Annotated in this window: 11 protein-coding genes and 1 other RNA gene; all 12 read left to right on the forward strand. The window is 67.5% G+C overall.

The annotated features are described in order from the left end of the window. A partial coding sequence (locus tag GJ693_RS04350; RefSeq protein ID WP_197041956.1) for a TolC family protein occupies positions 1–781 on the forward strand: 781 nt, incomplete at its 5' end. Further along, positions 778–3,918: an efflux RND transporter permease subunit gene (locus GJ693_RS04355; RefSeq protein ID WP_156255110.1), complete on the forward strand. Its 3,141-nt coding sequence runs from the start codon at positions 778–780 to the stop codon at positions 3,916–3,918. The genes GJ693_RS04350 and GJ693_RS04355, both read left to right, overlap by 4 nt. After that, positions 3,918–4,265: a transfer-messenger RNA gene (ssrA, locus tag GJ693_RS04360) on the forward strand. The genes GJ693_RS04355 and ssrA overlap by 1 nt, the downstream gene beginning before the upstream one ends. Before the next feature lie 128 nt (positions 4,266–4,393). Beyond that, a complete protein-coding gene (locus GJ693_RS04365; protein ID WP_156255111.1) occupies positions 4,394–4,885 on the forward strand; it encodes an SspB family protein in 492 nt (163 codons plus the stop codon). 53 nt (positions 4,886–4,938) lie between these two features. Next, entirely contained in the window at positions 4,939–5,544 is a 606-nt protein-coding gene (gmk, locus tag GJ693_RS04370; RefSeq protein WP_156255134.1) for a guanylate kinase, read from the forward strand. After that, positions 5,541–6,179 carry a DUF4893 domain-containing protein gene (locus tag GJ693_RS04375; RefSeq protein ID WP_156255112.1) on the forward strand — a complete coding sequence of 213 codons (639 nt, stop codon included), beginning with the start codon at positions 5,541–5,543 and terminating at the stop codon, positions 6,177–6,179. Before gmk ends, GJ693_RS04375 begins: the two co-directional genes overlap by 4 nt. A gap of 2 nt (positions 6,180–6,181) precedes the next feature. Then, on the forward strand, positions 6,182–6,964 hold the full coding sequence (locus GJ693_RS04380) for a sulfite exporter TauE/SafE family protein (protein WP_156255113.1): 783 nt from the start codon (positions 6,182–6,184) through the stop codon (positions 6,962–6,964). Then, on the forward strand, positions 6,934–8,223 hold the full coding sequence (locus GJ693_RS04385) for an amidohydrolase (RefSeq protein ID WP_156255114.1): 1,290 nt from the start codon (positions 6,934–6,936) through the stop codon (positions 8,221–8,223). The genes GJ693_RS04380 and GJ693_RS04385 overlap by 31 nt, the downstream gene beginning before the upstream one ends. A gap of 12 nt (positions 8,224–8,235) precedes the next feature. After that, the gene (locus tag GJ693_RS04390) at positions 8,236–9,510 is read left to right on the forward strand and encodes an amidohydrolase (RefSeq protein WP_156255115.1); all 1,275 of its coding nucleotides are present in this window, start codon (positions 8,236–8,238) and stop codon (positions 9,508–9,510) included. Positions 9,511–9,589: 79 nt separating this feature from the next. Then, positions 9,590–11,026, forward strand: a complete 1,437-nt coding sequence (locus GJ693_RS04395; protein WP_156255116.1) for an aldehyde dehydrogenase family protein — start codon at positions 9,590–9,592, stop codon at positions 11,024–11,026. After that, positions 11,026–11,979: an NAD(P)H-dependent flavin oxidoreductase gene (locus tag GJ693_RS04400; RefSeq protein ID WP_156255117.1), complete on the forward strand. Its 954-nt coding sequence runs from the start codon at positions 11,026–11,028 to the stop codon at positions 11,977–11,979. The genes GJ693_RS04395 and GJ693_RS04400 overlap by 1 nt, the downstream gene beginning before the upstream one ends. Continuing rightward, positions 11,979–12,503, forward strand: coding sequence for a DsrE family protein (locus GJ693_RS04405; RefSeq protein WP_156255118.1), 525 nt, complete (start codon positions 11,979–11,981; stop codon positions 12,501–12,503). The genes GJ693_RS04400 and GJ693_RS04405 overlap by 1 nt, the downstream gene beginning before the upstream one ends. Position 12,504: the final 1 nt, after the last annotated feature.

Raw genomic sequence — 12,504 nt, forward strand, 5'->3', positions numbered from 1 at the left:
CAGCCTGGCCGGCGTGCTGCTGGCGCGCGATCCGGCCGGGCCGACCCCGCGCCTGGAGGCCGCCGTTCTGGAAGCCGCCGCCATCAATGCCGAGCGCGTGGCGGCCGAAGCGCAGGGCAGCTACAACGCCATCCTCTTTGAACTGAACGGTCTGCGCGGCCAGCCTTTCCCGGCGCGGCTGCGCATCCTGCGCCCGCCGGCCGCGCCACCGCCGCTGCCCGATGTCAGTGTGCTGGCCGACCGTCTGGAGAACGGCAATTTCGAACTGCTCGCCCTGAAAGCCCAGCTCGGCCAGCAAGGCCTGTCGGTGCGTCTGGCCGAAAAGAGCCGCGTCGGCGCGATCAGCATCGGGCCCTATCTCACCCGTGAGCGCGGCGACGTGCGCGACACCATCGCCGGCGTGCGGGCGCAGACCACCATCCCGCTGTGGAACCGCCAGGAAGGCGATGTGGCCGCCGCCGAATCGCGTGCTGCACAGGGCGAAGCGGCGCTGATTGCCGCCCGTCGCCGCCTGCAGGCCAGCCTGCATGCCGATGCCGCCCTCTATCGCGCCCGCGCCGACGCGCTGGCAAAGTGGCCCGGCGACGTGCCGCAGCGCTTTGCCGAAGCCGCCGCCGAAGCCGATCGCGCCTTTCGCCTCGGTGCGGTGCCGCTCGCCACCTATGTCCAGATGCAGACCGGCTGGCTCGATGCGCTGACGTCGGTGCTGGAGACCCGCGCCGGCCTGTGGGAAGCACGCGAGAATATCCGCATCCTGACGGGCGGCGGCGAGCAGCCGTGATTGCCGCGCTGATATCGGCGAGTGCCCGCCATCGTGGCGGTGTGCTGCTGGCGGCGCTGATCGCGGCGGCGATCGGCTTCTATCACCTTGTCACCCTGCCCATCGATGCCATCCCGGATGTGACCGGCGTGCAGGTGCAGGTGAACACCGCTGTGCCGGGCCTGGCCGCCGAGGAGATCGAGACGCGGGTGACCGTGCCGCTGGAACGGATGATGGGCGGCCAGCCTGGCCTTGTCGGCTTTCGCTCGCTGACCCGCTCCGGACTCAGCCAGGTCACGTTGCTGTATGAAGACGGCACCGACGTGATGCGCGCCCGCCAGGTGGTGACGGAGCGGCTGGCCACCGCCAGCGCCATGCTGCCGCCGGGTGCCGCGCCGCAACTGGCGCCGATCACCACCGGCCTGGGCGAGATCCTCTACTACACGCTGGAATGGGATCACCCGCCCCATGCCGAGGCCCATCATCCCGGCCTGACCCCAGCCAGCCAGCAGGACGAGCATCTGATGGCGCTGGCCGAAACCCAGGAATATGTCGTGGTGCCGATGCTGCGCCAGGTGCAGGGCGTCGCCGAGGTGAACAGCATCGGCGGGCTGGAACGCCAATATGTAATCGAGCCCGACCTGCAGAAGCTCCGCGCTGCCGGGGTGACGCCGGCCGAGTTAGCGGCGGCCGTTGGCGCCAATGCCGACAATGCCGGCGGTGGCCTCATCACCCAGGGGCCGCGCCGGCTGGTGGTGCGCACCGATGCCAAGGTCATGCATCCCGAGGATATTGCCGCCCTGCCGGTCAAGTTCGCCGGCGGCGTGCGCCCGCTCACGGTGGGCGATCTGGCCAGCGTGCGGGTGGGCCACACGCTGCGTTCGGGCGCCGCCACGGTTGACGGCAAGCAGACGGTGCTGGGCACCATCATGATGCTGAGCGGCCAGAACAGCCGCGAGGTGGCGCGCCGTATCGATGCCCACCTTGATGAGGTACAGGCGGTGCTGCCCAGGGGCATGGTGATCAAGGTGCGCTATGACCGCGCCGACATCGTGGAGCGCACCGTCGCGACCGTGCGCAGCAATCTGTCGGAAGGCGCGCTGCTGGTCGCCGTCGTGCTGATCCTGGCGCTGGGCCAGTGGCGGGCGGCGCTGATCGTCGCCGCGGTCATCCCGGTCGCCTTCCTGCTCGCCAGCATCGGGATGGTGCGGCTCGATATCAGCGGCAATCTGATGAGCCTGGGTGCGCTGGATTTCGGCCTGGTGGTCGATGGTGCCATCGTCGCGGTGGAAAATGCCCTGCGCCGACTGAGCGCTGAAACCGAGCGGCAGGGCCGGGCGCTGGCCGATGACCAGCGCCGCGCCATCATCGCGTCGGCCATGGGGCAGGTGGCGCGGCCGGTGGCCTTTGGCGTCGCCATCATCACGCTCGTCTATGTGCCGGTGCTGGCGCTGGGCGGGGTGGAAGGCAAGTTGTTCCGGCCGATGGCGATCACCGTGATGCTGGCGCTCACCGCTGCGCTGCTGGTCAGCGTCACCCTGGTACCGGCGCTGGCGTCTTACTGGCTGAAGGCCGGCGAATCGCATGGCCCGACGAAGCTGGTGGCCACGCTGGAGGGGGTCTATCGCCCGGTGCTGGCCGCTACGCTGCAGCGGCCGCTGCTGGCCATCGTGCCGGCGGTGCTGGCGGTGGTGGCGGCCGGGCTGGTCTTCACGCGGCTGGGCACGGTGTTCACGCCGCGGCTTGATGAAGGCTCGATCACCACCATGGTCTATCGCCCGGTGGACATGAGCCTGGAGGAAGCGCTGGCCGAGGAAATGGCGGTGGAGCAGGCGCTGCTGAAGAAATTCCCGCAATTGACCCACGTCTTCTCGCGCATCGGCACCGCGGCTGTGGCGACCGATCCGATGCCGCCCAACGAGAATGACCTTTACATCGCCTACAAGCCAAAGGCCGAGTGGCCGGCCGATGGCCCGCAGGACAAGGCCGAACTGGTGCGCGCCATCGAGAAAACGGCGCAAGCCGTCCACGCCGGCCAGCGCTTCCTGTTCGCGCAGCCGATCGAGATGCGCTTCAACGAGATGCTGGAAGGCACCCGTGCCGACCTGTCGGTGAAAATCTATGGCGACGACAATGACCGGCTGGAGCAGCTGGGCGCTGCGGTGCTGAAGGTGCTGCGCCGGCTGCCGGGCACGGCGCAGGCCGAATATGAAGTGGATGGCCGCACCCCCAGCCTGGTGGTGAAGGTGAACCGCGACGCGCTGGTGCGGCTGGGGCTGGGCGCGGCCGAGGTCAATCGCGCCATCAGCACCGCGCTGGCGGGTCAGGAAGTGGGCGCCATCCTGGAAGGCATCCGGCGCCACGGCATCGTCGTGCGCCTGCCCGATGCGCAGCGCGCCGATCTCGACACCATCCGCGCTTTGCCCTTGCGGGTGGGCCAGTCCGGACTGGTCTCGCTGGGCCAGGTCGCCAGCCTTGAAGAGGTGATGGCGGTGGAGCCAGTGCGCCGCGACAACGGCCAGAAGCGCGCGGCACTGCTGGTCAACCTGTCGGGCAGCGATGTCGAAGGCTATGTGGCGCGGGCCAAGGCGGAACTGGCAAAGGCGGTGCCGCTGCCCGAAGGCTACCGCATCGAATATGGCGGCCAGTTCAAGCAGTTGCAGGAAGCCAAGGCGCGGCTCGCGGTGCTGGTGCCGGCCTGCCTGCTGCTGATCCTGGGGCTGGTCTATGGCGCGCTGCGCTCGTTGCCGCAGGCGCTGATCGTGTTTGCCGGCATCCCGCTGGCGGTGACCGGCGGCGTGTTTGCGCTGGGCCTGCGCGGCATGCCCTTCTCGATCACGGCGGCGATCGGCTTCATCGCGCTGTCGGGCATCGCCATGCTGAACGGGCTGGTGATGGTGGACCATGTCAACCACCTGCGCGAACACGGGATGGCAAAGGACGAGGCGGTGCGGGCCGGCGCGCTCGATCGGCTCCGCCCGGTCATCTCCACCGCGCTGGTCGCCAGCATCGGTTTCCTGCCGATGGCGATTGCCACCGGGGCCGGCGCCGAGGTGCAGCGGCCGCTTGCCACGGTCGTGATCGGCGGCATCATTTCCTCGACGCTGCTCACGCTGCTGCTGCTGCCGGCGCTCTATCGACGCTTTGTCCGCGCCTGAGCCTTGAGGAATCGGCGCACGAGGCCTACATGGGTGATGCCGGCTTGCCGGATATGGCGATAAATGATGCCGTGAAATAGACGCAGCGGACCCGGGGGCAGTACCCGGCGGCTCCACCATTCTTCAGTCCCGTTGTCGGGGTGAATTGCGGGGCCGAACCAGAATCGACGTGTGTTCAAAGACGGTGTTTTTGCCCGGCCTGAATGAGCCGTTAAACCGTTCAAAACCCACAAATGCCAACGACAACGAGGCATTCGCGATCGCAGCGTAACTGAGGTCTTCACCGACCAAGGTTAAACTGGCCGAAAGCGCGGTTCGGGCCACACCGGGCAACAGAAGTGGATTCCAGCGGCCCGAGGGGGGCCGGGCAACAGAACCCCCTCACCTTAACACGCGACGCGCCCTTGACCTCGGCGGCAGCCCGCGCCAATCGGTGGCGGCACGTCACCCGACTGTTCAACCAAGGCGCCCCTACGTGAACGACACCACGCCAGACAGCCTGATTCCCTACGACGATATCGTCCAGGATGCGCTGCGCGGTGTGGTGAGCCGGGTGCTGCAGCGCATTTCCGACGAAGGCGGGCTGCCGGGCGGCCATCATTTCTACATCGCCTTCCGCACCCGCGCGCCGGGCGTTTCCATCCCCAAGCATTTGATGGAGCGTTATCCCGACGAAATGACCATCGTCATCCAGCATCGCTATTGGGACCTGGTGGTGGCCGATGATCATTTCTCCATCGGGCTGTCGTTCAACCAGATGCCGGCCAACCTGGTCATCCCCTATGATGCGATTGTCGGCTTCGTTGATCCGGCGGTGAATTTCGCGCTGCAGTTCGCGCCCAAGGATGGCGAAGGCCCCTCGCCAGACGATTCGCCCGATGGGCCGGAGCCGCCGCCGGAAAGCCCGCCAGAGCCACCGGAAGACGGCAGCAATGTCGTCACGCTCGACCGGTTTCGCCGCAAGTGACGCAGTTCGAACGGTCCGATGCCCCGGCCCGCAGCCCGCTGCGCCGCGGCCTGATGTTTGTGCTGTCGTCGCCCTCGGGTGCCGGCAAGACCACCTTGTCGCGCGCGCTGATGGCCGAGGACAGCGGCATCACCATGAGCATTTCGGCGACCACCCGCCCGCCGCGGCCCGGCGAGGTGGACGGGGTGGATTATTACTTCGTCTCGGCGGACCAGTTCCAGTCGATGGTGGCGGAAAACGCCCTGCTGGAATGGGCGACCGTGTTTGGCAACCGTTATGGCACCCCGCGTGCGCCGGTGGAATCGGCGCTGGCCGATGGCCGCGACGTGCTGTTCGATATCGACTGGCAGGGCACCCAGCAGCTGCAGCAGACCGACGCCGCGTCTGATCTGGTGCGGGTGTTCATCCTGCCGCCCCACCTTGATGAGCTGGAACGCCGGCTGAAGAATCGCAACACCGATCACCCCGAAGTCATTGCCGATCGCATGGCCCGCGCCCGCGACGAGATCAGCCATTGGGGCGAATATGATTATATCCTCGTCAACGATGATGCGGAAACCTGCCTGAACGAGATCCGTGCCATATTGAAGGCCGAGCGCCTGCGCCGCAAACGCCAGTTGGGCCTGGCGGGTTTCGTGCGCCGCATGCTGGGCGAATGATCCGGCGTCTCGCCCTGCTGGCGGCGCTGGCCCTGCTTGCCGGCTGCAACAGCGGCGATGATCTGCGGCCCTTTGCCGTCGTGCGCCGTGCCGATGTGTGGCAGGCGGTGATCAAGGATGGCGATCGTGACCGGCTGTCCCGCCTGTCAGACGCGTGGGAACAGGCGCAGGCCGACATCGCCAGCGCCGGGCGCACCGCCGATCTCGCCGCATTGGGACTCGTGGCGCAGCGTGACGTGACGGCCACGCCCGGCTTCCCCACCGCCGGCGCCTATCAATGCCGCACCATCCTGATGGGCTGGCGCCAGGGCAGCGCCCCGATCTCGTCGCCGCTGCAGGTCGGCGCATGGGCGCCGTGCACGCTCAGCGCCGATGGCATCCTGCTGCGGCTGGAAACCGCGCCGGGGCCGCAGCAATATCTCGGCACGCTCTATCCCGATGTTGATCGGTTGATCTTCCTGGGCAGCGTGCGGCTGGCCGGCGAGATGGGCCGTCTGCGCTATGGCGAGGATCAGGCCCGTGATCAGCTGGGCGTGCTGCAGGCGGTGGGGCCGGCGGAATGGCGCATCGCCATGCCGTGGCCGCGCTGGACCGCACGGCTGATCCTCATCGACATTCGTCCCGAACCCGCCTGATTGTGGCTGCAACGCTGGCCGACCTGCTCAGCAGCCAGGGCTGGGCCTTCTGGGTGGCGGCGCTTGCCGGCGTCATCATCCTCGGCCTGGCCAAGGGCGGCTTTGCCGGCTTGGGCGTGCTCGGCGTGCCGGTGATGGCGCTGGGCATGAGCCCGGTGACGGCGGCGGCCATCCTGTTGCCCATCCTGCTGGTGCAGGACGTGTTTTCGGTGAAGGCCTTTGGCGCCCACCGCGATGACAGTGTCCTGAAACGCATGGTGCCCGGCGCCTGCCTCGGCATCCTGGCCGGCTGGGCGTTGGCGCGTTTCGTGCCGGTGCCGGCGGTGGAGACGGCGGTCGGCGTGATCGCGGTCGGCTTTGGCATCCAGCGCATCCGTGCCGAACATCGCGGTGTGCCGGGCCGGCCGGGGGGCACTTGGCAAGGCATCGCCATGGGCAGTGCGGCCGGTTTCACCAGCCAGATCGCTCACGCCGGCGGGCCGCCCTTCCAGATGCATGTGCTGCCGATGAAGCTGCCGCGCGATGTGTTCATCGGCACCAGCAGCGTGTTCTTCGCATTGATCAACTGGCTGAAGGTGCCGGCCTATTGGGCGCTGGGCGCCTTCACGCCGACGAATTTGTGGCTGGCCGCCGCGCTGATGCCGGCGGCGCTGGGCTCGACCTGGGCGGGCACGGTGCTGGTGCGCCGGGTTGATGGGCCGCGTTTCTATGCCATCATGCATGTGTTGATGATCCTGGTTGGGGGAAAACTGGCATGGGACGGACTATCCGCGTTGCTTGGCTGAGCGCGGCGCTGCTGGCGGGCACGGCGCAGGCGGCGCCGGTCGATCTGGTGACGCTCTACAAGGATCTGCACGCCCACCCGGAACTGGGCTTTCAGGAGGTGCGCTCCGCCGGCATGCTGGCGGCCGAAGCCCGCGCCGCCGGGTTCGAGGTGACCGAGAAGGTGGGCGGCACCGGCGTGGTTGCCGTGATGAAGAACGGCAAGGGCCCGACCGTGCTGGTGCGCGCCGACATGGATGCGCTGCCGGTCAAGGAAATCACCGGGCTGCCCTATGCCAGCCAGGTGACCGGCCATTACAAGGGCGGCCCGGAGACTCCGGTGATGCACGCCTGCGGCCACGACATCCACATGACGGTGTGGGCCGGCGTCGTCCGGGCGCTGGCGGCGAAGAAGGCCAGCTGGAGCGGCACGGTGATCATGGTCGCCCAGCCGGCCGAGGAGATTATCCAGGGCGCCCGCGCCATGCTGGCCGATGGGCTTTTTGCCCGCTTTGGCCGGCCCGATTATGCGCTGGCCCTGCACGATGGCACCGGCCCGGCCGGCACCGTGCAGGTGAATCTTGCCGCCAATGCCTCTGCCGCGGACACGGTCGATATCGAGGTGAAGGGCGTGGGCGGCCACGGCGCCTATCCGCAGGACACCAAGGACCCGGTGGTGCTGGCCAGCCGCATCGTCATCGCGCTGCAGACGTTGGTGAGCCGCGAGAATGATCCCTTCCGCCCGGCGGTGGTGACAGTGGGCAGCATCCACGGTGGCAGCAAGCACAATATCATCGGCGAAAGCGTGCATCTGCAATTGACAGTGCGCAGCTTTGACGCCGGCGTGCAGACCAGGCTGATCGAGGGCATCAGGCGCATCGCGCGCGGCGAAGCCATCGCCGCCGGCCTGCCGGAAGCGCTCTATCCAGAGGTGACGGTGGACCCCAATGGCACCCAGCCCACCATCAACACCACCGCGCTCGCTACCCGCATCAAGGCGCTGTTCCAGAAAACGCTGGGGCCGGACCGGGTGCTGGAAGGCAATCCGTCGATGGCGTCAGAGGATTACAACCAATATGGCCTGGCCGATCCGCGCATCCAGACGGTGATGTATTCGCTGGGCGCGGTGAATGCCGATGTGTGGGCCAAGGCGCAGCAGGACGGCACCAAATTGCCCGGCCCGCACAATCCGCGCTGGGCGCCCGATCCCGCCCCCACCATCGCCACCGGTGTCGCCACCATGACCGACGCGGTGATGATGCTGCTGCCGAAATCGCGCTGAGGAACGAGCCCCATGAAGCACCTTCTTGCCTGCCTGCTGCTCGCCGCCGCCACGCCCGCGCTGGCGGCCCCGGTCGATCTCGTCACCCTTTACAAGGATCTGCACAGCCATCCCGAACTGGCCTTCCACGAGGTCCGTTCGGCCGGCATCTTGGCCGCCGAAGCCCGCGCCGCCGGCTTCGAGGTCACTGAAAAGATCGGCCGCACCGGCGTGGTGGCGGTGCTGAAAAACGGCAAGGGGCCGACCCTGCTGATCCGCGCCGACATGGATGCGCTGCCGGTGAAGGAAGCCACCGGCCTGCCCTATGCCAGCGCCGCGATGGGCCAATATGACGATGGCCCGATGACGCCGGTGATGCACGCCTGCGGGCACGATATCCACATGGCGGTGTGGGTGGGCACGGTGCGCTGGCTGGCCGAACATCGGAAAGCCTGGCGCGGTACCGTGGTGATGGTCGGCCAGCCCGGCGAGGAATTTGGCGGCGGCGCGCGGGCGATGCTGGCCGATGGCTTCCTCACCCGCTTTCCCAAGCCCGATTTCACGCTGGCCCTGCACGACAACAGCACGCTGCCGGCCGGCATGGTGAGTGTGCCGCCGTTCCAGGCGCTGTCCATCTCCACCTCCATGGACATGACCGTGCGCGGCATCGGCGGCCACGGCGCCTATCCGGCCACCACCAGGGACCCGGTGGCGCTGGCCGGCCGCATCATCACCGCGCTGCAGACCATCGTTTCCCGCGAGAACGATCCGTTCCACCCGGCGGTGATCACCGTCGGCAGCATCCACGGCGGCACCAAGCACAACATCATCCCGGACGAGGTGAAGCTGCAGCTGACCATCCGCAGCTATGATCCGCAGCAACAGCAGCGACTGCTCGATGCCATTGCCCGGGTGGCGAAGGGCGAGGCAGTTGCCGCCGGCCTGCCCGACACGCTGATGCCGGTCATCACCCACACCGGCTATGGCGTGCCGACGTTGAATGACCCGGCGCTGGCCGGCCGCATCAAGACACAGTTCGAAGCGAAGCTGGGCAAGGGCCGCGTGATCGATCTCGACCCGTCGATGGCGTCGGAGGATTTCCAGTATTTTGGCCTGGCGGCCAAGGCGCCGTCGGTGATCTTCTGGCTGGGCGGCGTCGGCAAGGCGCAGTGGGAGGCGGCCAAGGCCGGCGGCCCGGCCATTCCGAGCCTGCACAACAGCGGCTGGGCGCCCGATCCGGCGCCGACCATCGCCACCGGTGTCGAGAGCATGGCAGCGGCGGTGGAGCTGTTGCTGCCGGCCAGGTAGCCCCCTCAAAAAGCCCAAGCGCCGAATCGCCTCATCGCCGTGCTACAAGCAGCACAACAGGGCCTTGGGAGGATTCAACATGCGCGATTACACCAAATTCTACATCGACGGTCAGTGGGTGGAGCCGGCGACGCCGAACCCGCTCGATGTGATCAACCCGGCCACTGAAGACGTCGCCGGCCGCATCAACCTGGGCAGCGCTGCCGATGTCGATCGCGCCGTCGCCGCCGCCAAGAAGGCGTTCCCGTCGTTCAGCCGCACCAGCGTCAAGGAGCGGGTCGAACTGCTGGGCGCCATCGCTGGCGAATATCAGAAGCGCTACAACGACATGGCCGCCGCCATCACCGAGGAAATGGGCGCGCCGGCCTGGCTGTCGAACCAGGCCCAGGCCGCGCTCGGCATCGGCCATATCAGCACCGCGATGGAAGTGCTGAAGACCTACAAGTTCGACGAGCTGAAGGGCACCACGCTGATCGCCAAGGAACCCATCGGCGTCTGTGCCTTCATCACGCCGTGGAACTGGCCGATCAACCAGATCGCCTGCAAGGTGGCGCCGGCCCTCGCCGTGGGCTGCACCATGGTGCTGAAGCCGTCGGAAATCGCGCCGTTCAGCGCCTATATCTGGACGGAAATCCTGGCCGCCGCGGGCGTGCCGGCGGGCGTGTTCAACCTCGTCAACGGCGATGGGCCCGGCGTGGGCGTGGCGCTGTCGTCCCACAAGGATGTCGACATGGTCAGCTTCACCGGCTCGACCCGCGCCGGCATCGCGGTGGCCAAGAACGCCGCCGACACCGTCAAGCGCGTGGCGCAGGAACTGGGCGGCAAGTCGCCCAACATCGTGCTGCCCGATGCCGATCTGGTCAAAGCCGTCACTGGCGGCGTGCAGAGCGTGATGATGAATTCGGGCCAGAGCTGCAACGCGCCGACCCGCATGCTGGTGCCGCGTGGGCGTATGGCCGAAGCCGCCGCCATCGCCAAGCAGGTTGCCGAAGCCACCACGGTGGGTGACCCGAACGGCAATGCCGCCATGGGGCCTGTCGTCAGCGAGACCCAGTGGAACAAGATCCAGGGCCTGATCGAGCAGGGCATCAAGGAAGGCGCGACGCTGGTCGCCGGTGGCCCCGGCCGGCCGGAGGGGCTGGACAAGGGCTATTATGTGAAGCCGACCATCTTCGCCGATGTCACCAACGACATGACGATTGCGCGCGAGGAAATCTTCGGGCCGGTCTTGGCCATGCTGCCTTATGACAGCGAGGAACAGGCCATCGCCATCGGCAACGACACCGTCTATGGCCTCGCCGCCTATGTGCAGGGCGAGCCGGAGCATGCCCGCAAGGTCGCCCGCGAACTGCGCGCCGGCCAGGTCAACGTCAACCAGGCCGGCTTCGACCTGATGGCGCCGTTCGGCGGCTACAAGCAGTCGGGCAATGGCCGCGAATGGGGCGACCATGGCTTTGCCGATTTCCTTGAAACCAAGGCCATCATCGGCTGGGGCGAAGCACAGGCGGCCGAATAATGACCATCCATACTCCTATCTGTGACCTGCTCGGCGTCGAGCACCCGGTGCTGCTGGCCGGCATGGGCGGCGTTTCCTACGCCGAAGTCTGCGCGGCCGTTTCGGCGGCCGGCGGCTTCGGCTCACTGGGCATGGCCGGCCTGCCGCCGAAATTCATCGCCGACCAGATGGCGCGCGTGAGGGACCTGACCGACAAGCCGTTTGGCGTCGATCTGCTCACCGCCCAACCCGAAACGCTGACGGCAAGCGTTGATGTCATCATCACGGGCGGCGCCAAGGCGTTCATCGCTGGCCTGGGCGTGCCGGTGGCGATCATCACCGAGCTGAAACAGGCCGGCATCGTCGTCATGTGCATGGCTGGCAATGTGAAGCACGCGGTGAAGGCCGCCGAAGCCGGCTGCGACGTGATCATCGCGCAGGGCACAGAAGGCGGCGGCCATACGGGCAGCGTCGCTTCGGTGGCGCTGTGGCCGCAGTGTGTCGATGCGGTCGATATCCCGGTGGTGGCGGCGGGTGGCCTCTATGATGGCCGCGGCCTCGCCGCCGCGCTGGCCTTCGGCTGTGTTGGCGTGTGGATGGGCACCCGCTTCATCGCCAGCCACGAGGCGCACGCCGGGCAGAAATACAAGGACGCCATTGTTGGCATGAGCGAGAGCGACACGATTGTGTCGAAGGTGTTCACCGGCAAGACGCTGCGCGCCATCGTCAACGACTCCAACCGCGATTTCGATAATCGCAACGCCAAGCCGTTCGCGGCGCAGGTGGCGGAATCGGTCCAGCTGAACCGGCTCGGGCCGATTGCCGGCGTGCTCGATGTCATCCCCGAAACCCAGTGCCTGGCGGCCGGGCAGGGCGGCGGCGGCATCACCGAAGTGCTGCCCGCCGGCGAGATCGTGCGCCGCACCGTGGCCGAGGCGGAAAGCGCACTCAAGAGCCTGCGGAGCCTGGGCTGATGCGCCGCGCGCTGATCCTGCTGGCGCTGCTGGCGCTGCTGGCCAGCCCAGCCGCCGCCATCGACGGGCCGGTTTTCAGGGGCTTCGGCACCTACACCGCGACCGAACATGATGTGGTGATCCCCAGGGGCATGGTGCTGCGCCACGTCTATGACGTTACCGCCGCCGCGCCCGGCAAGCGCAACCCCGGCTTTGAAACGGCGGCGCGCTTCATCAACTCCCATGTCGGCAATGGCATGGCGGAGCGTGACGTGGCGGTGGCGGTGGTCGTCCACGGCCCGGCGATTGCCGAGCTGACCAAGCCAGAGGCCTATGCCGCCCGCAACGCTGGCGCCGCCAACGCCAGCGAAGCCATGGTCAAGGAAATGCTGGCCAAGGGCGTGCGCTTCATCGTCTGCGGGCAGGCCGCCAACGCCATGGGTGTGAAGAAGGCCGACTTGCTTCCCGGTGTCGAACTGGCCATTTCTGCCAGCAGCGCCCACGCCATCCTGCAAGCGCAGGGCTATACGCTGAACCCGTTCTGAA

It is taken from the genome of Sandarakinorhabdus oryzae, assembly GCF_009733735.1.
GTDB lineage: Bacteria > Pseudomonadota > Alphaproteobacteria > Sphingomonadales > Sphingomonadaceae > Sandarakinorhabdus > Sandarakinorhabdus oryzae.